This window comes from Burkholderia sp. Z1 (assembly GCF_014893795.1).
Taxonomy (GTDB): domain Bacteria; phylum Pseudomonadota; class Gammaproteobacteria; order Burkholderiales; family Burkholderiaceae; genus Burkholderia; species Burkholderia theae.
On the sequence record NZ_JACFYL010000001.1, the window covers coordinates 2,459,683 to 2,479,325 of the forward strand.

A 19,643-nucleotide genomic window follows, 5' to 3' on the forward strand; every position below is an offset into this window, starting at 1 on the left:
TGCCACGCCGGGGCCGGGCCGATGCCGACACGCGCTCGCGAGCCCGATACGCCGGTCGCCATCGCAACACCGGATGCGTCGCGCGGCGCGACTGTACCAAAACAAAAAGGCGGCACTTGCGTGCCGCCTTTTCTTCATCAACGCGCGCGGATAGCGAACCCGGCGCCGCGACGCCGCTCAGCGCGACATCATGTTCATGCTGACGTTGTGCATCACCCACAGCGTGCCGACGATCAGGATCGCCGCGGTCAGCACCGTATAGCTGAACGCCATCACGTTCCAGCGCTGGCCCGACGAGCCGTTCATGTGCAGGAAGTACACGAGGTGCACGACGATCTGCACGAACGCGAGCGCGGCCAGCGCGATCAGCGACGCATGCGGCGACAGCACGCCGCCCATCACGAGGCCGAACGACGCGGCCGTGAGCAGCACCGACAGGATGAAACCGGCGACGTAGCCGCCGACACTGCCGTGCCCTTCTTCGAGTTGAGACGAATGCGTATGGGCCATTTAGATCACGCTCGCGAGATAGACAAAGGAAAACACGCAGATCCACACGATGTCGAGGAAGTGCCAGAAGAGGCTCAGGCACGTCAGGCGCCGCAGGTCGCGATCGGTCAGGTCGCCGCCGCGGAACACGATCTGTCCGGCAAGCACGATCATCCATACCAGGCCGGCCGTCACGTGCAGCCCGTGCGTGCCGACCAGCGTGAAGAACGCCGACAGGAACGCGCTGCGCTGCGGGCCCGCGCCTTCCGCGATCAGGTGCGAGAACTCGCGCAGCTCCATTGCGAGAAACGCCGCGCCGAGCACGAACGTCACCGCGAGCCATGCGAACAGCGCGCCGCGCCGCTGCTTGTACGCCGCGAGCATCGCGAAACCGTACGTGATGCTCGACAGCAGCAGCGCGGCGGTTTCCACCGCGACGCCCGGAATGTCGAACAGGTCTTTCGCGGTCGGCCCGCCCGCATACTGGTGGCCGAGCACCGCGAAGGTCGCGAACAGCGCCGCGAAAATCACGCAGTCGGTCATCAGGTACAGCCAGAAACCGAACACCGAATGCGACGGCGGATGGTCGTCGTGCTCGAGCAGGGTTGCGCTCAAGGTTTTCTGCAACATCAGTTGGCCTCCAGTTCCACGTCGTCGACCCGCGCGGCCACGCGCGTGGTCGGCTGCTTGCCTTCGATCTTCCGCACCGTCGACGCGGGGATGTAATAGCCGTCGTTATCGCGCGAGCTGTAGATCACCAGCGTCGCGACGATCCCGACGAGCCCGCCGATCGCCATCCACCAGATGTGCCACACCAGCGCGAAGCCGAGCACCAGGCTGAAGACCGCGACCACGAGGCCCGCGCAGGTATTCGACGGCATGTGAATGTCGCGGATCGACGCCGGGTTCGGCCGGCCTTCACCGCGCGCCTTCATGTCCGTGTACGCGTCGAGCGTGCGCACCTGCGGAATCACCGCGAAGTTGTAGTCAGCCGGCGGCGACGTGGTCGCCCATTCCAGCGTGCGGCCGCCCCACGGATCGCCCGTCGTGTCGCGGTACTCCGGCAGGTTGCGGTTGCGGATGCTGACCACGAGCTGCAGCAACTGGCACGCGATGCCGATCGCGATCAGCACGGCGCCGAACGCGGCAACCAGCAGCCACGGGTGCCATGCGGGGTTGTCGTAGTGGTTGAGCCGGCGCGTCATGCCCATGAAGCCGAGCACGTAGAGCGGCACGAACGCGACGTAGAAGCCGACCTGCCAGAACCAGAACGCGGCCTTGCCGAGCTTCTCGTTCAGCTTGAAGCCGAACGCCTTCGGGAACCAGTAGTTGAAGCCCGCGAGGTAACCGAACAGCACGCCGCCGATGATCACGTTATGGAAGTGCGCGATCAGGAACAGGCTGTTGTGCAGCACGAAGTCCGCGCCGGGAATCGCCATCATCACGCCGGTCATGCCGCCGAGCGTGAACGTGACCATGAAGCCGATCGTCCACAGCACCGGCGTCGTGAATTCGATCCGGCCGCGATACATCGTGAACAGCCAGTTGAACACCTTCACGCCGGTCGGGATCGCGATGATCATGGTCATGATGCCGAAGAACGCATTCACGTTCGCACCCGAGCCCATCGTGAAGAAGTGATGCAGCCACACGAGGAACGACAGCACCATGATCGCGCAGGTCGCGTACACCATCGTCTTGTAGCCGAACAGCGGCTTCTTCGCGAACGTCGCGATGACTTCCGAGAAGATGCCGAACGCCGGCAGGATCAGGATGTACACCTCCGGGTGGCCCCACGCCCAGATCAGGTTCAGGTACAGCATCGCGTTGCCGCCGGCTTCGTTCGTGAAGAAGTGCATGCCGAGGTAACGGTCGAGGCCGAGCAGCGCGAGCGTCGCGGTCAGGATCGGGAACGACGCCATGATCAGCACGTTCGTGCAGAGTGCCGTCCACGTGAACACGGGCATCTTCATCAGCGTCATGCCCGGCGCGCGCATCTTGATGATCGTCACGAAGAAGTTCACGCCGGTCAGCAGCGTGCCGACGCCCGAGATCTGCAGCGCCCACAGGTAGTAGTCGACCCCTACTCCGGGGCTGTACTGCAGCTCCGACAGCGGCGGGTACGCGAGCCAGCCGGTCTGCGCGAATTCGCCGATCACGAGCGAGACGTTGATCAGGATCGCGCTGACGGCCGTCATCCAGAAGCTCAGCGAGTTGATGAACGGGAATGCGACGTCGCGCGCGCCGATCTGCAGCGGCACGACCAGGTTCATCAGGCCGACCATGAACACCATCGCCATGAAGAAGATCATGATCACGCCGTGTGCCGTGAAGATCTGGTCATAGTGATGCGGCGGCAGGTAGCCGGGCGCGTTGTACGCGAGCGCGAGCTGCATGCGCATCATGATCGCGTCCGCGAAGCCGCGCAGCAGCATGATCAGCGCGACGATGATGTACATCACGCCGAGTTTCTTGTGGTCGACCGTCGTCAGCCATTCCGTCCACAGCCATTTCCACCGGCCGGTGATCGTCAGTGCGGCGAGAATGCCCAGCACGGCCAGCCCCATGAAGGCGCCGGCCACCATGATGATGGGCTGATCGAACGGGATCGCCGATAGTGTGAGTTTGCCGAACATGCGTTACCCCTTCGTGCCGCAGGCGGCGTCCTTCAGGTCGAGGACGTGGCCATCGTTGTATTTCGCGATGATGTTGTGGAAGAGCCGCGGATCGACCGACGAGAAGTAGCGCACGGGCGCCTTCTCGCTCGGCTGCGCGACGGTGCCATACACGGTCGCGTCGAGCCGGTCCGGCGACGCCTTCACCTTCTGCACCCATGCGTCGAACTGTTCGCGCGGCTCGGCGAGCGTGCGGAACTTCATGTCGGAGAAGCCGCGGCCGCTGAAGTTGGCGGACGTGCCCGCGAAGTCGCCGGGCTCGTCGGCAATCAGGTGCAGGCGCGTCTGCATGCCGGCCATCGCATAGACCTGGCCGCCGAGCTGCGGGATGAAGAACGAGTTCATCACCGAATCCGACGTGATGCGGAAGTTCACCGGCGTGCCGACCGGAATCGCGAGCTGGTTCACCGACGCGATGCCGAGTTCCGGATAGATGAACAGCCACTTCCAGTCGAGCGCGACGACCTCGACGTCGATCGGCTTCACCGACGACTCGAGCGGCTTGTACGGGTCGAGCTCGTGCGTGGTCTTCCACGTGAGCACGCCGAGGAACAGGATGATCAGCGTCGGCACCGTCCAGATCACGACTTCGATCGCGGTCGAGTGCGACCAGTTCGGCGCGTAGGTTGCGTTGCGGTTCGATGCGCGATAACGCCACGCGAACCAGAGCGTGAGCAGGATCACCGGCACGACGACGATCAGCATCGCCCAGGTGGACGTCGCGATCAGCGCCTTTTCGGCAGCGCCCACGCTTCCTTTCGGATTTAGTACATCTAAATTACAGCCTGACAGGCTTAGCGCCGTGCCGATTGACATCAGCGCCGACCAGCCTCTTGAAGCTCTTCTTTTCATCACACAGCCCGAGGGTCATTGAATTCGTTTGCGTATGCCCGATGCGCATTCGATCCACGAAAGTGGCCGCATCATACGTCGCGCGAGTGCGATGAAAAACCGGTGGATGCGGCAAATCATCATTGCAAAATCTGCCGTGAGACACATTGTCGCGGGGCAATTTCACGCAGCCGAACGCCGGCCCGGCGAACCCTGCGCCGGACCTCGATCGATGCGTGCGCAACGGGTGCATCGTCGTGCGATGCACCCGCCGTGCGCGACGCCTGGGCGATCAGTCGTGCGACGATGCCATGTAAGACGGCTGCGGCTGCACGGGGCTGTCCCCGGCCGGCACTTTCGATCGGCTGGCGTCTTCGATCAGCCGCGTCACGGTCGGATCGATTGCGTCGGTGAACGGCTTCGGATAGATGCCGACCATCAGCACGATCAGCGCGAGCGACCCGAACATCACGATCTCGCGACGGTTCAGGTCGGCGAGCTTCGCGATCCGCTCGCTCGAGACCTTGCCGAACACGACGCGCTTGAGCATCCACAGCGTGTACGACGCGCTGAGAATCAGCGTCAGCGCCGCGATAGCGCCGATCCAGAAGTTGAAACGGATCGCGCCCATGATGACCATGAACTCGCCGACGAACCCCGACGTGCCCGGCAGGCCGACGTTGGCCATCGCGAACAGCAGCGTGAAGGTCGCGAATCGCGGCATCACGCCCGCCACGCCGCCGTACGCCGCGATCTCGCGCTGCTTCGTGCGATCGACGAGCACATTCACGCAAAGCAGCATCGCGCCCGCGACGAACCCGTACGACACGAGCTGCACGATCGCGCCTTCGATACCGATCCGGTTGAACAGGAACAGCCCGAGCGTGACGATCCCCATGTGCGCGACCGTCGAATACGCGAGCAGCTTGCCGAGGTCCGTCTGCGCGAGCGCGATCAGGCTCGCATAGACGATCGCGAACAACGACAGCGCGATCACGGCCGGCGCGAAGAAGTGGCTCGCGTCGGGCGTGATCGGCAGCGCGAAGCGCAGGAACCCGTAGCCGCCGAGCTTGAGCATCGCGAGCATCAGCGCGGCGCCCGTCGGGCCGTCCGTGTAGACGTCGCTCAACCACGTGTGGACCGGCCACATCGGCACCTTGACCGCGAACGCGGCGAAGAAGCCGAGGAACACCAGCAACTGCGGCGCGAAACCGAGCTGCAGCGTACGCCACACGGCCATGTCGAACGTATGCGATTGCGCGTACAGGTACAGCATCGCCATCAGCAACAGCAGCGAGCCGGCGAACGAGATGAAGAAGAACTTCACGGCCGCGTACACGCGACGCTCCCGCCCCCACGTGCCGATCAGCAGGTAAAGCGGGATCAGCGTCGCTTCGAAGAAGATGAAGAACAGCAGCCCGTCCTGTGCGACGAACACGCCGACCATCAGCCCCGACAGGATCAGGAACGACGCGTAGTACTGCGCGACACGCACCGTGACCGATTCCCACGACGCGACCACCACCACGACCGTCGTGAATGCGGTCAGCACGACGAGCCACAGCGACGCGCCGTCGATGCCGACCCGCCATCCGGAATTGAACGCCGCCAGCCAGTCGCGGCTTTCGACGAACTGCATCGCGGCCGAGTGCGACTCGAAACCGGCGACCAGCGGAACGATGGCGGCAAACCCGGCCAACGCGCCGACGAGCGCGATCAGTCGAGTACGGCGTGGATGTTGATCGGAACCGGCGCGCAGCAGGCACACGCCGAACAGGATCGGAACCCAGATGGCCAGGCTCAGGAAGGGGAAATCGTGCATTTCAACAAGGCCTTGAGGATGTCGCAGACTGCATTTGAGACAGGCGAAACGTAAGAAACGAAATCAAATCGTCAGGTAGATTTCGTGAATCATCGATGTTGGGAAAATGTAAAGAGGCATCATGACGAAGCTTGATGCCGCTCAATCGCGATCGGGTTAACGAGCATAAAGCGATTGATTATTTTCTGCAGCGCAACAGAGCATCGATTTTTTGGCGTCGAGCCATGATGCTGATTTAATTGAGTAATTTTTTGTGTTCCGCGACGACGTACGCTGCGCAAATCGACGCAGTGCCGCAATTTTGACGCGAGCGCATCGTTCCGGAGGGTCGGAGCATGCTGGTTGAGGCTACGCGCGACGGCGATCGTCCGGCGCCTCAAACCTTACAATGATACTTTCATTTTTATTTCAATCAGCTTTGACCGATGCGGCTCGAGCGAATGCCCGCTCCCCTGCTTAGGGTCGCGGCATGCATCGCCCCTGTTCCCGCCGCTAACGCTGGTGACTCAGCCGGTCCCAGACGCGCATCGTCACCGCGCGATAGTGATTGTGTTGCGCGGGAAAATGGACGAAACGGCTGTTGCGCGTCGCATAAACCGGCGATGACGCGAGCGTCATCGCATCGACGATATGGCGCGCATCGATCATGCCGGACGCCAGCATCTCCACATAGATCGCCTGCTGGTCGCCGCCGCTCGCGTAGACCGAAGAACGATCGCCGAAACTCTCGATTCGCGCGCAAATGCGCTCGACCAGTTCGCGCATCGGCGCGACGTTACGCACGCCGATCATGCAAGAGTTGATCGCCCAGGCCGTGTGATCGGTGCCGATCACGAAGTCGCGACCGTCGATCGTGCTGTCGATGGCCTGGCTCTGGTCGATCGCCAGGATATCCGCATCGACCCAGAACACGAACGCGTGATGCGGCAGATGTTCGCGTATCAGGTGCAGCTTCGCCCAGTTCGCATCGATGCCGGCCGGCAGAAATGCGGGCGCTTCGCGATAGGCGTGGTAAGCGTAGCCGTGCCGCGTGCAGTAGCGCACGAAATTCTCCTCGTGCAGGTCACCGTAGCCCGCGATATGCGATGTATGCAGGCTCACGAACGCCACCGGCGCGTGAGGATTCACGTGCTGCTCCGCATCGCGCGTGCGCCGCTGCGCGGCATGCCAGGTGTCAATTGCACGCGTGCGATCGCCGCGCTGGTAACGTTCGGCATCGTCGACGAGCGCGATCACATAGCGGAAGTCGTAGTCGGCTGCCGGCGCCCACCCGTCGTTCACCTGCCGCCATTCGGGCGCGTTGTGCGCGACGAGCGGCCGCACGCCAGCGATCGAGTCGATCGCGAGCCCGTCGCCCCAGATCGTCTGTACCGACGGGAAATGGCCGTTCGCGAGCGGCACGTCGAACGGCAGCGGCGGAAAGCACTCCGCAAGCAGCGTCGCCTCGCACGCATGCTGCCGCTCCGGAAGGCGCATCGCCCACTTGCCCAGCTCGACCACCAGCTTGCGCAACCGCTCGCGCACGTCGGGTACGTTGCGGAAGATCATCCCGCTTGCGGCCGGCAGTGCAGACTTCGGCGTCTGCGTGGTGACGATTGCGTCGTAACCGTGCGCGACATCGGGCAGCGCGTGCGGATCGAACACGACGGAGAACGGATCGAGCACGAGCAGCAATGCGCCCGGCTCCATCGCGACGAGCTGCGCGATGATCGTGTGGTACTTGTGCAGCACCTGCTGGCGCTCGCCGTACACGTGCATGCCGTCAACCGTCGCATGCCGGTAGCCGTGCAGCCGCGCATAACGCTCGTGGTTATCGACCAGTCCGTCGACAGGGCGATGAGAAAGAACAGTCAGAACGGAATGCGGGCTGGCCAAGAGCGTCACCTAGTGTCGTGCCAAACGATAGGTGATATGTAGCGCATTACCGCCCGCCAAGTCGAGCACTCATTGCCTTGATCGGCTGCACCGACCGAGCCGCCCGCGAACGCGATCCGGCAGCATCGAATGCGGGGCACATGCTGCCGCGGAAAAGAAAAAGCCCCGCAAGTCCGAGAACTTGCGGGGCTTTGTCACCGCTTTTGGCGGAGACGGAGGGATTCGAACCCTCGATCCAGGTTTTGGCCCAGATGCTCCCTTAGCAGGGGAGTGCCTTCGACCTCTCGGCCACGTCTCCCAAACTTTCGCTCGCACCAGGGAGGCAGTGCGACGAGAACGAAATAGTATAGGGTTTCGAACCGCGCGTCAATTTCCGTGATGCAATTTCGTCATCGCATCACGAAAATTTCATCAAGCCTGGTCGAGTTCGAACGCCTTGTGCAGCGCGCGGACGGCCAACTCCATGTATTTCTCGTCGATCAGCACCGAAATCTTGATTTCGGACGTCGAGATCATCTGGATGTTGATGCCCTCTTCCGACAGCGTGCGGAACATCTTGCTCGCGACGCCCACGTGCGAACGCATGCCGACGCCGACGACCGACACCTTCGACACCTTCGGATCGCCCTGCACCTGCTCGGCATTCACATGGCCCTTCACCTGGTTGGTGAGGATGTCCATCGCCTTCTGGTAATCGCCGCGGCCGACCGTGAACGTGAAGTCCGTCTTGCCCTCGACGCTCTGGTTCTGGATGATCATGTCGACGTCGACGTTCGCATCGGCGACCGGGCCGAGGATCTGATACGCGATGCCCGGCTTGTCGGGCACGCCCATCACAGCAATGCGTGCTTCGTCGCGCTGGAACGCGATGCCGGAAATGACTGCCTTTTCCATGGTCTCGTCTTCTTCAAAAGTAATCAGGGTGCCCGAGCGCATTTCTTCGTCGAGCGCAATCAGCGGATCGGTCAGGCTCGACAGCACGCGCGTCTTCACCTGGAATTTGCCGGCGAATTCGACCGAGCGGATCTGCAGGACCTTCGAGCCGAGGCTGGCCATTTCCAGCATCTCCTCGAACGTCACGCGATCGAGGCGCCGCGCCTCTTCGACGACACGCGGATCGGTCGTGTACACGCCGTCGACGTCCGTATAGATCAGGCACTCTTCGGCACCCAGTGCGGCCGCGACCGCCACCGCCGACGTGTCCGAGCCGCCACGGCCCAGCGTCGTGATGTGACCGTCCGGATCGACGCCCTGGAAGCCCGTGATGATCACGACCTTGCCGGCGTTCAGATCGGCCTTCACGCGCTCGTCGTCGATCGAGTGAATGCGCGCTTTCGTGAACGCGCTGTCGGTCTTGATCGGGACTTGCCAGCCCGCATAGCTCACGGCCTCGACGCCGATTTCCTGCAGCGCGATCGACAGCAGGCCGACGCTGACCTGCTCGCCGGTCGACGCGATCATGTCGAGCTCACGCGGGCTCGGCTGGCTCGAAATCTCTTTCGCAAGACCGAGCAGACGGTTGGTTTCGCCGGACATCGCCGAAGGCACGACCACCATCTGGTGCCCGGCCTGATGCCATTTTGCGACGCGTTTCGCGACGTTCTTGATGCGCTCGACCGAGCCCATCGAAGTGCCGCCGTATTTGTGTACGATGAGTGCCATTGTCGTTCTGAACTGGAGGAGAAACCGCACGGGCGCGCTGGGCAGGCCGCGGTGCCGTTCGGTCACGCGGCTTGTGGCTGTGGACGGACGACGAGGGAGACGGCTGGGACGCAACGCGCAAGCGTGACGGATTTTGCCCGGAAGGCCGATCAGGCCGCGCAAACCGGGTACGTCACGCGGAAAACCTGCACAAATCGCTCAAAAATCGAGCCGAGCAAACGTCCGAGCGTACCCGATAGAAGCCCGCTTGACAAGCCGCTCGCCGTGTCCGCGGCCGTTCCGGCGCTGTTTACCAAATGGTGAAAATGGGCGCGCCATCGCGCCGCCGGAAACCTGCCCGCGGTTACGCGATCAGCAGGTCGGGACGCCATTCGATCCGGCGCCACGCGCCGTCGCCGGACGGCCCGCCATCGGACAAGCCGACGTCGCGGTTCACGCCGAGCCGCGGCACGTAGATCAGCCGGTCGCCCGCGAACAGCAGCGGCACGTCGCGCTGCCAGGCCGGCACGCCGCGCTCCTGGAACAGGTTCTTCAGCGTCCGGCCCGGCCCGCCCGGCGAGGTGCGCATCCGCTCGCCGCCCGCCCGGGCGCGCACGGCCAGCCGCGCGCCGCGCAGCAGCGCCTCCGGCACCGCGTCGGCGCTTTCCGCGTCGGCCGGCGCGAACACGAACGTGCCGCGCCATCCCGGCAAGTGCCAGACTTCCTGCCCGTCCCATGCGAGCGCCGCTTCCGGGTGCGGCGTGCCCGTGCCGTCGTCGGCCGGTTCGGCGCTGTCGCCCGCTTCCCAGTAGACGACGTCGCGATAGAGCCGCAGGCACTGCCCCGCATGGTCGACGCGCAGCGCATGAGCATCGTGCGCGGCACGCAACTGCCGCATCATGTTGGCGAGCCGGGCGGCCGACGCGCCCGGCAAGCCGAGCCGGCGCATCCAGAAGCGCAGCAGGTTCGCGCCGCGCGTGTCGTCGAACGCGACCAGCGACTCGCGCGACAGCGCGTGCCCGTCATCGCGCGCGGCAACGGCGAAATCCAGTTCGGCCAGATCGTCGAGCAGCCGCTGCGCGGCCGCCGCATGCTGGGCCGCGCGACCGAGCGCATCGCGAAAGCCCGGGAAATGCACGGCCAGTGCCGGCAGCACGTCGATGCGCAGCGCATTGCGCGCATAACGCGTATCGCCGTTCGATTCGTCGTCGATCCACGCGAGCTCGTGCTGCGCCGCATAGCGCTCAAGTTGTGCGCGCAACAGCCGCAGCAACGGACGCACGCGCTCGACGCTCACGCCGTCGGGCCGGTAACGCGGCGCCATCGCAGCGAGCCCCGCGATCCCCGCGCCACGCAACAGCTGCAGCAGCACGGTCTCGGCCTGGTCGTCCGCATGCTGCGCCAGCCACAGCGTGGCCGCACCGTGACGTTCGCACATCGCGTCGAGTGCCGCATAGCGCCGCTCGCGCGCACTCGCCTCGATACCGAGGCCGCTGTCGCGCGGCACGTCAACCCGCATCGCTTCAAATTCAACGCCGAGCCGGGCCGCGCTCGCTTCGGCATGCGCGACCCACGCGTCGGCGTTCGCGCTCAGGCCGTGATGTACGTGCAGCGCGACACAGCGCGACGCACCCGCGACACGGACGGCTGCATCGAGCAGCACCGTCGAATCGAGGCCGCCGCTGTAGGCGATCGCGATACGCGCATCGGGCGGCATGCCGGAAAGCGCAACGCCGACCGCGTCGAGTACGACGCGGTCGGCGGAGAATTCGGTCGGTGGGATCACGAGAGGGACGCGCGCGCAGCGGCGCGCGAAATGAACACGCGGCCGGTCATGCGCCCGGCGTGGTTTCCTTGAACTTGCCGTAGGCCATCAGGCGCTCGAAACGGCGCTCGCGCACCGCATCGATGCTCATGCCCTGGAACTGGCGCAGCGAATCGGCGAGCGCGCGGCGCAGCAGCGCGGCCATGCCCTTCGGATCGCGATGCGCGCCGCCAAGCGGCTCGTTGATGATCTTGTCGATCAGGCCGAGCGCCTTCAGGCGGTGTGCGGTCAGGCCCAGCGCTTCCGCTGCTTCGGGCGCCTTCGCGGCGCTCTTCCACAGGATCGACGCGCAGCCTTCCGGCGAGATCACCGAGTAGGTCGAGAACTGCAGCATCATCACGGTGTCGGCCACGGCGATCGCGAGCGCGCCGCCCGAACCGCCCTCGCCGATCACCGTCGTGATGATCGGCGTCTTCAGTTCGGCCATCACGTACAGGTTGCGGCCGATCGCCTCCGACTGGCCGCGCTCTTCCGCGCCGATGCCCGGATACGCGCCCGGCGTGTCGACGAACGTGAAGATCGGCAGCCCGAACTTCTCGGCGAGACGCATCAGGCGTTCGGCCTTCCGATAGCCTTCCGGACGCGGCATCCCGAAGTTGCGCGCCGCGCGTTCCTTCGTGTCGCGGCCCTTCTGGTGGCCGATCACCATGCACGGATGGCCGCCGAAGCGCGCGAGGCCGCCGACGATCGACAGATCGTCCGCGAACGCGCGGTCGCCATGCAGCTCGTGGAAATCGGTAAACAGTTCCGCGACGTAGTCGAGCGTGTACGGACGCTGCGGATGCCGCGCAATCTGCGAAACCTGCCACGGCGACAGGTTCGCGTAGAGGTCTTTCGTCAGTTGCTGGCTTTTCTTCGACAGCCGCTCGATTTCTTCCGAAATATCGACAGCCGAGTCGTCCTGCACGAATCGCAGCTCTTCGATCTTGGCCTCGAGTTCGGCGATCGGCTGTTCGAAATCCAGAAACGTGGTCTTCATGTGTTCGAATCCTTGGGTCTTGCGGCAGCGCGTATTCTACCCGCGCGGGCGACACTCAAAACCGGCTCTCAACTATTGATGTTTAAAACCCGATAGCCGCCGCTCAGGCGTCGGCGTCGGGCGCATCGAGGCTGCGCCACATATACCAGGTCGCGACGGTGCGCCACGGCTCCCAGTTGGCAGCGACCTCGCGCGCCTCGCTGCGCGTGACGGGTTCCCCGCTGAAATAATTGACGCTGATCGCGCGGATCAGGCCGGGATCGTCGAGCGGCAGCACGTCCGGCCGCGACAGGTTGAAGATCAGGAACATCTCGGCCGTCCAGCGGCTGATGCCGCGGATCTGCGTGAGTTCCGCGATCACGTCCTCGTCGTCCATCGACGTCCATTTGTCGACGTGCAGCGCACCCGACACGAAATGCTGGGCGAGATCGAGGATGTATTCCGTCTTGCGCTTCGACAACCCGCATGCGATCAGCTTGTCCGCGCCGAGCCGGATCACCGGTTGCGGCGCGAGTTTCGGACAGGCGTCCTCGATGCGCGCCCACAGCGACTGCGCGGACGGAACCGAAATCTGCTGACCGACGACCGAGCGCGCGAGCGTGACGAACGGATCGCCACGCTTCACGAGATGCGCGGGACCGAACTTCGGGATCAGTTTCTTCATGATCCGGTCGCGCTTGACGAGGTCGGCGCACGCCTTGTCCCAGTACGCTGGACGCACGATCACCTCCGCGCCGTCGGCGTCGGACACGCGCGTCTTGCGAGCCGCGTCGGCGGCCGGCAGCGTCGCCGCCGGCTGCGCATGACCGTTGAGCGCGCCGGTCGGCACGGCGCGCGTCGCGTCCGCCTTTGCCGCCGGCGCACGCTTGGCTGCCGGACGCGCGGCGACCGGGGTCGCGCGCCTGACCGGCGCTTTTCTGGCCGTTGCCATCTTGCCTCCTACCTGACGGATCGGTCAGTGGAACGCACCGCGCTCATACGCGACGCCATTCGGTCGATCCGCCCGGTTTGTCTTCAAGTGCGATACCGGCCTCGAGCAGTTCCGCCCGGATCCGGTCCGCTTCGGCATAGTCTTTCGCTTGCTTCGCCGCGACGCGCGCGGCGATCTTCGCTTCGATCTCGTCGGCGGCGAGCGCGCCCGCCTGCGCGGCGCCGGACGCCTGCTGCAGGAACGTGCGCGGTTCGCGGCCCAGCAGGCCGAGCAGGCCTGCCAGCTGTTTCAGTTGCCGCGCAAGCGACGCGTCGCGCGTACGATTCACCTCGCCCGCCAGCTCGAACAGCGTCGCCACCGCGACCGGCGTGTTGAAGTCGTCGTTCATCGCGGCCGCGAAACGCTGCGCGTGCGGCTCGTTCCAGTCGAGCGCGAGCGTGTCGGCCTCGACATCCTTCAGCGCGGTATAGAGGCGCGTGAGCGACGCGCGCGCATCGTCGAGATGCACGTCGCTGTAGTTGAGCGGCGACCGGTAGTGCGTGCGCACGATGAAGAAGCGCATGACCTCGGCGTCGTACCGCTCGAGCACTTCGCGGATCGTGAAGAAGTTGCCGAGCGATTTCGACATCTTCTCGTTGTCGACCTGCACGAAGCCGTTGTGCAACCAGTAGTTGACGAACGTCTGGCCGGTGGCGCCCTCGCTCTGCGCGATCTCGTTCTCGTGGTGCGGGAACTGCAGATCCTGCCCGCCGCCGTGGATGTCGAAATGTTCGCCGAGCAGCGTGCAGCCCATCGCCGAGCACTCGATGTGCCAGCCCGGGCGGCCCATCCCGTACTTCGACGCCCACGACGCGCCTTCCGGATCTTCCGGCTTCGCGCGTTTCCACAACACGAAATCGAGCGGATCTTCCTTCGCGTCGTTCGCGGCGACACGCTCGCCCGCGCGAAGATCGTCGAGCGACTTGCCCGACAGCTTCCCGTAGTTCGCGAACTTGCGCACCGAGTAATTGACGTCGCCGTCGGTCGCCTGATACGCGTAGCCGTTCGACTCGAGCGTCTCGATCATGCCGAGCATCTGCGGAATGAATTGCGTCGCGCGCGGCTCGATGTCGGGCCGCTGGATGCCGAGTGCTCTTTCATCCTCGTGCATCGCGCCGATGAACCGGTCGGTCAGCGACTTGATCGTCTCGCCGTTCTCGACCGCGCGGCGGATGATCTTGTCGTCGATGTCGGTGATGTTGCGCACATACGTGACCCGATAACCGATCGCACGCAACCAGCGCTGGACGAGGTCGAACACGACCAGCATGCGCGCGTGGCCCACGTGACAATAGTCGTAGACGGTGATCCCGCATACGTACATCCGCACTTCGCCGGAATGGCGCGGCACGAAGACTTGCTTGTCACGCGCGAGCGTGTTGTAGATGCGCAGTGATTCCATAGAGATGAACCGTGAGCCGAAGGAAACCGCCCTGGCGAAGCTCGCCCAGCATGCGACACGGATGGACCATCTGCTGCGGCGCCAGGCCGAGCGTCCTCGTATCACATGGGGCGGTCAGGCTGCAAGCACAGCGGTGACGGCCACGAGAGGCAAAGAAAGACTGTCTGCGGCTCGCCGGAACGCACAGACGTTTTGTTAGAATGGCTCGGAGTATAACATTCCGATTTACGCCTATGAAACCTCATCGCGGCCGCGCGCAGAGCGCTGCGACCCTCGTTGCGACCACCGTCATGGGCGTCGCGCTGACGCTTTTCGCGCCCCCCGCGGCGCATGCGCAGAAGGCCCCGGCCACCGCCGACGGCACCCCAGAAATCGACTCGTCCATCGCCGGCAAGCAGTGGAAGCAGGCGCTCGCGCAGCTCGACGCACGCATCGCGTCGAACCCGCACGACGTGCAGGCGCAGTTCAAGCGCGGCACCGTGCTGGCCCGCCTGAACCGCGACGACGACGCGATCCAGCAGTTCGTCGCGATCACGCAGGCGTACCCCGAACTGCCCGAGCCGTACAACAACCTCGCGGCGCTCTACGCGAAGCACGGCCGCTACGACGAAGCGCGCACCGCGCTCGTCACGGCGACGCAATCGAACCCGAGCTACTCGCTCGCGTACGAGAACCTCGGCGACCTGTACCTGCGCCTTGCGGCCGAGTCGTACAAGCGTGCGCAATCACTCGGCCGCACCAGCGGCGCGACCGCCCAGCGCCTCGCCGACCTGCAGAAGATCGTGTCGCCGCCGAAGGCCGCGCCGAACGCCCGCTCGGCCGCGCCGGCAACGCGCGACTACACCGACCGCGCAGCCGCGAACGTGAGCACCACCACGCTGCCGATGTCGCCGACGTTCCAGTTCAACGGTCCGTCGGGCGCACTGGCGGCGCCGTACGTCGCGCCATCGCAATAAGCGGCACGACCTCCCTTTCCCTCCCAACCTGAGGATCGCAATGAAACGTCTGTTGCTGGCGCTTGGCGGCGCCGCCCTTCTCGCGACTGCGCCCGCGTTCGCGCAATCGGCTACCGCGCACCCCGTCGTGCAGCTGAAGACCTCGCAGGGCGACATTCGCGTCGAGCTCTACCCGGAGAAGGCGCCGAAGTCCGTCGCCAACTTCCTCGATTACGTGAAGGCCGGCCAGTACAACGGCACGATCTTCCATCGCGTGATCAAGGGCTTCATGATCCAGGGCGGCGGCTACAAGACCAATTTCGAGGAAAAGCCGACCCGCGCGCCGATTCCGCTGGAGAGCCGCAATGGTCTGAAGAACCTGACGGGCACGATCGCGATGGCGCGCACCAGCGACCCGAACTCGGCCACCGCACAGTTCTTCATCAATACGGTGGACAACAGCGGCCTCGACTACCCGAACCCGGACGGCAACGGTTATGCGGTGTTCGGCAAGGTCGTGTCGGGCCTCGACGTCGTGAAGAAGATCGAAGGCGTGGCGACGACCTCGCGCGGCCCGATGCAGGACGTGCCCGCGCAACCGATCGTGATCGAATCGGCCAGCATCGTCTCGAAGTAAGAACCTGCCGGCACGTCCGGCGACTCACGCGGCCGCGTCGCACGACCGGCCGCGTGCCATTTAAACCGCCTCATCGAAGGAATTCATCATGGTTGAACTGCATACGAACCACGGCGTGATCAAGCTCGAGCTCGACGCCGAGAAGGCACCGAAGACGGTCGAGAACTTTCTGAACTACGTGAAGAAGGGCCACTACGACGGCACCGTGTTCCATCGCGTGATCAAAGGCTTCATGATCCAGGGCGGCGGCTTCGAGCCGGGCCTGAAGCAGAAGCCGACCGACGCGCCGATCGACAACGAGGCGAACAACGGCCTGAAGAACGACAACTACACGGTCGCGATGGCGCGCACGAACGATCCGCACTCGGCAACCGCCCAGTTCTTCATCAACGTGAACGACAACGACTTCCTGAACCACTCGTCGCCGACGCCGCAGGGCTGGGGCTACGCAGTGTTCGGCAAGGTCGTCGAAGGCCAGGACGTGGTCGACAAGATCAAGGGCGTCAAGACGGGCAACGCTGGTTTCCACCAGGACGTGCCGGCCGACGACGTCGTGATCGAAAAGGCCGTCGTGGTCTGACGCGCAGCAAGTAACGGAGGCACTTCGATGTTGCAGGAGAGTCCGCCGCGAAGCGTCTCCGCGGGCGTGCCGGGCGAGCGCGAGTACGCGCAAGCCGCACGCCCGTTCCTGTTTCTCTCCGATCTGCACCTGAGCGAAGCGATTCCGAAGACGGTCGCCGCGTTCGAGCATTTCGTGAAATACACCGCCGACAGCGCCGACTCGGTGTTCATCCTCGGCGACCTGTTCGAATACTGGATCGGCGACGACATACTCGACGACGATCCGTTCGCGGCACGCATGGCCGCGCTGATGCACACGTTCTCGGAGCGCGGGATCGCGCTCTACGTGATGCACGGCAACCGCGATTTCCTGCTCGGCCGGCGCTTCATGAAGGCGGCCGGCGCGATGCTGCTGCCCGACCCTTCGCTGATCATGGCGTTCGGCCAGCGCATCGTGCTCGTGCACGGCGACGCGCAATGCACGGCCGACCGCGGCTATCAGGTGTTCCGCCGCTTTGCACGCAATCGCGTCGCACAATGGCTGTTTCTCGCGTGGCCGCTGCGCTGGCGCCGCGCGCTCGCGCAGCGCATGCGCTCGAACAGCGAAGCGGGCCGGATGCGCCCTGCTTCGGCGATCTACGATGTCACGCGTGAAGGCGTGGCCGCGCTGTTCCGGAAAAGCCGCGCGGCCGTGATCATTCACGGCCACACGCACCGCCCCGCGCGCCACGCCGAACCGGGCGGCATCCGCTGGGTACTGCCCGACTGGGATCTCGATCACGGCACGCCGCGCGGCGGCTACCTGCGTGTCGACGCGGAAGGCATCCACGCGATGCCGCTCGACTGACACCGCAGCTGCCGTCGCACTGACCGGCAGCCGTCGGCGTTCATTGCATTACGCCTGGCGTTCGACCGCCTTTCCTTCCAGCACCGCCGACAGCCTGCGCAGGTCGAGGCGCGCCGCATCGGCACCCTGCAGCGTTTCCAGATGCGCGCCGAGCCGCTCGAGCGCCGCGACGATTTCGTCGACGCGGCGGCTTTCCTTCGCCGCGTGATCGATCAGGCCATGAATCGCGAGCGACATCGGATCGTCCGCGTTCGGCGTGATCCCGTACGCGCAGAACGCCGCGCGTTCGGGCTGCGGCTTCGGCTGCGCCGGCATCACGATGCGCGCCGGATTGCCGACCGCCGTCCCGCCCGCCGGCACCGGCTTCACGACGACCGCGTTCGAACCGATCTTCGCGCCCGCGCCGACCGTGAAACCGCCGAGCACCTTCGCGCCCGCGCCGACGATCACGCCGGCCTCGAGCGTCGGGTGGCGCTTCGCGCCGCGCGTGAGCGACGTGCCGCCCAGCGTCACGCCCTGGTAGATCGTGCAATCGTCGCCGATGATCGCCGTCTCGCCGATCACGACACCCATGCCATGATCGATGAACACGCGTCGGCCGATCGTCGCGCCGGGGTGGATTTCGATACCCGTCAGGAACCGCCCGGCCTGCGACGCGAAACGCGCGAGCCAGTAGCGCTTCGCACGCCAGCATGCGTGCGCGAAACGGTGCAGCACGAGCGCATGCAGCCCCGGATAACAGGTCAGCACTTCCCAGGCACTGCGAGCGGCGGGATCCCGCTCGCGAATCGTTGCAACGTCTTCGCGCAGTCTCGTGAACATGATCTGATCGGGGAAAAGGCCGGCGCGCATCGCCGGCAATGACCGGCCGTTATCGCACCGGGTAATTTGCTTATGACGTCCGGCGATTGTAGGGCCAGTCGCGCACGGCCGCACGAGGCCGCGCGTTCACCCCGCCGCCGGCGCGGGTATTCGGGCGGGAGGCTTGCTGTGGCGGCGCTCGCGGGGTATTCGGCCGGGCGCAACGCTCCCGGTACGGCACTTCCATTCCGGCGGCCGACGCAACGCCGGCCGGCCGGGACGCGGCACCTGAACGCCCGGTTGCCGGTATGCCAGCCGCTTACGCGTCGCCGTCGAGCTTGCCCGATTTCAGCAGGATGTGCTTCGCGACGCCGCGCAGGATGTTGACCTCCTCACGCTCGAGGCCGGTGCGCGCGAACAGGCGCCGCAGCCGCGGCATCAGTTTCTTCGGATTGCGCGGATCGAGGAAATCGAGTGCGATCAACGCGTTCTCGAGATGCACGTACATCCGCTCGATCTCGTCACTCTGCGCGAGCGTGCCGACCTCGGCCGACGGTTGCGCCGACGGCTCGCTCGCCTGTTCGAGAAATGCGACGCGCAGCTCGTACGCGAGCACTTGCACGGCCTGCGCCAGGTTCAGCGAACTGTAGGCCGGATTCGCCGGGATATGCGCGAGCGCGCTGCACTGCTCGACGTGCTCGTTCGCGAGACCGGTGCGCTCGTTACCGAACACGAGCGCGATGTCGCCCGTGCCGACCTGCGCGCACGCCTGCGTGGCGGCCGCGCGCGGCGCGAGGCGCGGCGGGCCGTATTCGCGCGTGCGTGCGGTCAGCGCGATCGACCAGTGGACGCCGGACAGCGCGTCGCCGAGCGTCGGCACGACGTGCGCGGACGCGAGGACGTCGTCCGCGCCGCTGGCCATCGCGATCGCCTCGGGGTCGCTCTGCACGTGCGGCACGCGCGGCGCGACCAGCACGAGACGCGAGAAGCCCATCGTCTTCAGCGCGCGGGCGGCCGCCCCGACATTGCCGGGATGGCTCGGCTCGACGAGCACGAAGCGGGTTGACGTAAAGCCGCCGGACGGCGGCCGGGACGAGGCCGCGCCCGGTTCGGACGGCGCGGCGGTGTTCTGCGGGGTTTCCACTACGATACGACTCGGTTCATCAGAATGGCAGTATGGTATCGCCATCGCCCCCGCAAACCCACTCGTCCGGACGGCCAGTGGGGGTTTCCCCGCATTCCGGTCGCCTGAAACCGCCGAAAATCGGGTAAAATCATGCCTTTACGCGTCGCACACCGTGCGGCGCGGGTCGTACCCCGTTCTTTGTCAATTCGCGTCTCATCTCGCCCGGC

At 65.2% G+C, this 19,643-nt stretch carries 17 protein-coding genes and 1 tRNA gene; 4 read left to right on the plus strand and 14 right to left on the minus strand.

What is annotated here, in order from left to right:
- Positions 1-177: 177 nt before the first annotated feature.
- The 12 genes from cyoD to cysS all read right to left on the minus strand — a co-directional run bounded on the left by cyoD (position 178) and on the right by cysS (position 14,509).
- Positions 178-510: a cytochrome o ubiquinol oxidase subunit IV gene (gene cyoD / locus H3H55_RS11380; protein ID WP_193098658.1), complete on the minus strand. Its 333-nt coding sequence runs from the start codon at positions 508-510 to the stop codon at positions 178-180.
- Complete coding sequence (gene cyoC, locus H3H55_RS11385) at positions 511-1,119, minus strand: cytochrome o ubiquinol oxidase subunit III (protein WP_193098659.1); 609 nt, start codon at positions 1,117-1,119, stop codon at positions 511-513.
- The gene (gene cyoB / locus H3H55_RS11390) at positions 1,119-3,125 is read right to left on the minus strand and encodes a cytochrome o ubiquinol oxidase subunit I (RefSeq protein WP_193098660.1); all 2,007 of its coding nucleotides are present in this window, start codon (positions 3,123-3,125) and stop codon (positions 1,119-1,121) included. Before cyoB ends, cyoC begins: the two co-directional genes overlap by 1 nt.
- Positions 3,126-3,128: 3 nt before the next feature.
- The gene (cyoA, locus tag H3H55_RS11395; RefSeq protein ID WP_193098661.1) at positions 3,129-4,016 is read right to left on the minus strand and encodes a ubiquinol oxidase subunit II; all 888 of its coding nucleotides are present in this window, start codon (positions 4,014-4,016) and stop codon (positions 3,129-3,131) included.
- A 271-nt stretch (positions 4,017-4,287) separates the two neighbouring features.
- Entirely contained in the window at positions 4,288-5,817 is a 1,530-nt protein-coding gene (locus H3H55_RS11400; RefSeq protein WP_048248701.1) for a complex I subunit 4 family protein, read from the minus strand.
- A 492-nt stretch (positions 5,818-6,309) separates the two neighbouring features.
- Complete coding sequence (locus H3H55_RS11405; RefSeq protein WP_226800019.1) at positions 6,310-7,692, minus strand: hypothetical protein; 1,383 nt, start codon at positions 7,690-7,692, stop codon at positions 6,310-6,312.
- A 204-nt stretch (positions 7,693-7,896) separates the two neighbouring features.
- Positions 7,897-7,990: transfer RNA gene (locus H3H55_RS11410), tRNA-Ser, on the minus strand.
- Between the two features lie 113 nt (positions 7,991-8,103).
- The gene (locus tag H3H55_RS11415; RefSeq protein WP_048248705.1) at positions 8,104-9,354 is read right to left on the minus strand and encodes an aspartate kinase; all 1,251 of its coding nucleotides are present in this window, start codon (positions 9,352-9,354) and stop codon (positions 8,104-8,106) included.
- Between the two features lie 343 nt (positions 9,355-9,697).
- Positions 9,698-11,119: a tRNA lysidine(34) synthetase TilS gene (gene tilS / locus H3H55_RS11420; RefSeq protein WP_129512470.1), complete on the minus strand. Its 1,422-nt coding sequence runs from the start codon at positions 11,117-11,119 to the stop codon at positions 9,698-9,700.
- A 46-nt stretch (positions 11,120-11,165) separates the two neighbouring features.
- Entirely contained in the window at positions 11,166-12,137 is a 972-nt protein-coding gene (locus H3H55_RS11425; protein ID WP_048248707.1) for an acetyl-CoA carboxylase carboxyltransferase subunit alpha, read from the minus strand.
- Positions 12,138-12,240: 103 nt separating this feature from the next.
- A complete protein-coding gene (locus H3H55_RS11430; RefSeq protein WP_193098663.1) occupies positions 12,241-13,068 on the minus strand; it encodes a DNA-3-methyladenine glycosylase family protein in 828 nt (275 codons plus the stop codon).
- Positions 13,069-13,111: 43 nt separating this feature from the next.
- A complete protein-coding gene (gene cysS, locus H3H55_RS11435; RefSeq protein ID WP_193098664.1) occupies positions 13,112-14,509 on the minus strand; it encodes a cysteine--tRNA ligase in 1,398 nt (465 codons plus the stop codon).
- A 233-nt stretch (positions 14,510-14,742) separates the two neighbouring features.
- On the opposite strand from cysS, the gene H3H55_RS11440 reads away from it, so the two are divergent.
- The 4 genes from H3H55_RS11440 to H3H55_RS11455 all read left to right on the plus strand — a co-directional run bounded on the left by H3H55_RS11440 (position 14,743) and on the right by H3H55_RS11455 (position 17,489).
- Complete coding sequence (locus H3H55_RS11440) at positions 14,743-15,465, plus strand: tetratricopeptide repeat protein (protein WP_193098665.1); 723 nt, start codon at positions 14,743-14,745, stop codon at positions 15,463-15,465.
- 40 nt (positions 15,466-15,505) lie between these two features.
- The gene (locus H3H55_RS11445) at positions 15,506-16,081 is read left to right on the plus strand and encodes a peptidylprolyl isomerase (protein WP_031399425.1); all 576 of its coding nucleotides are present in this window, start codon (positions 15,506-15,508) and stop codon (positions 16,079-16,081) included.
- Between the two features lie 88 nt (positions 16,082-16,169).
- The gene (locus tag H3H55_RS11450; RefSeq protein ID WP_048248715.1) at positions 16,170-16,661 is read left to right on the plus strand and encodes a peptidylprolyl isomerase; all 492 of its coding nucleotides are present in this window, start codon (positions 16,170-16,172) and stop codon (positions 16,659-16,661) included.
- Between the two features lie 27 nt (positions 16,662-16,688).
- Positions 16,689-17,489 carry a UDP-2,3-diacylglucosamine diphosphatase gene (locus H3H55_RS11455; RefSeq protein WP_193098666.1) on the plus strand — a complete coding sequence of 267 codons (801 nt, stop codon included), beginning with the start codon at positions 16,689-16,691 and terminating at the stop codon, positions 17,487-17,489.
- 48 nt (positions 17,490-17,537) lie between these two features.
- Here H3H55_RS11455 and cysE read toward each other — a convergent pair whose 3' ends face one another.
- Positions 17,538-18,341, minus strand: a complete 804-nt coding sequence (cysE, locus tag H3H55_RS11460) for a serine O-acetyltransferase (protein WP_193098667.1) — start codon at positions 18,339-18,341, stop codon at positions 17,538-17,540.
- A gap of 268 nt (positions 18,342-18,609) precedes the next feature.
- A complete protein-coding gene (locus tag H3H55_RS11465; protein ID WP_193098668.1) occupies positions 18,610-19,434 on the minus strand; it encodes an RNA methyltransferase in 825 nt (274 codons plus the stop codon).
- Positions 19,435-19,643 lie beyond the last annotated feature (209 nt).

Excerpts from the sequence above, each read along its gene's own strand:
- cysE (WP_193098667.1), bottom strand. The coding sequence starts at position 18,341 with ATGCGCGCCGGCCTTTTCCCCGATCAGATCATGTTCACGAGACTGCGC.
- H3H55_RS11445 (WP_031399425.1), top strand. The coding sequence starts at position 15,506 with ATGAAACGTCTGTTGCTGGCGCTTGGCGGCGCCGCCCTTCTCGCGACT.
- H3H55_RS11455 (WP_193098666.1), top strand. The coding sequence starts at position 16,689 with ATGTTGCAGGAGAGTCCGCCGCGAAGCGTCTCCGCGGGCGTGCCGGGC.
- H3H55_RS11425 (WP_048248707.1), bottom strand. The coding sequence starts at position 12,137 with ATGAAGACCACGTTTCTGGATTTCGAACAGCCGATCGCCGAACTCGAG.
- H3H55_RS11450 (WP_048248715.1), top strand. The coding sequence starts at position 16,170 with ATGGTTGAACTGCATACGAACCACGGCGTGATCAAGCTCGAGCTCGAC.
- H3H55_RS11440 (WP_193098665.1), top strand. The coding sequence starts at position 14,743 with ATGAAACCTCATCGCGGCCGCGCGCAGAGCGCTGCGACCCTCGTTGCG.
- cyoB (WP_193098660.1), bottom strand. The coding sequence starts at position 3,125 with ATGTTCGGCAAACTCACACTATCGGCGATCCCGTTCGATCAGCCCATC.
- cyoC (WP_193098659.1), bottom strand. The coding sequence starts at position 1,119 with ATGTTGCAGAAAACCTTGAGCGCAACCCTGCTCGAGCACGACGACCAT.
- H3H55_RS11415 (WP_048248705.1), bottom strand. The coding sequence starts at position 9,354 with ATGGCACTCATCGTACACAAATACGGCGGCACTTCGATGGGCTCGGTC.
- H3H55_RS11400 (WP_048248701.1), bottom strand. The coding sequence starts at position 5,817 with ATGCACGATTTCCCCTTCCTGAGCCTGGCCATCTGGGTTCCGATCCTG.
- cyoA (WP_193098661.1), bottom strand. The coding sequence starts at position 4,016 with ATGAAAAGAAGAGCTTCAAGAGGCTGGTCGGCGCTGATGTCAATCGGC.
- H3H55_RS11430 (WP_193098663.1), bottom strand. The coding sequence starts at position 13,068 with ATGGCAACGGCCAGAAAAGCGCCGGTCAGGCGCGCGACCCCGGTCGCC.
- cyoD (WP_193098658.1), bottom strand. The coding sequence starts at position 510 with ATGGCCCATACGCATTCGTCTCAACTCGAAGAAGGGCACGGCAGTGTC.
- cysS (WP_193098664.1), bottom strand. The coding sequence starts at position 14,509 with ATGGAATCACTGCGCATCTACAACACGCTCGCGCGTGACAAGCAAGTC.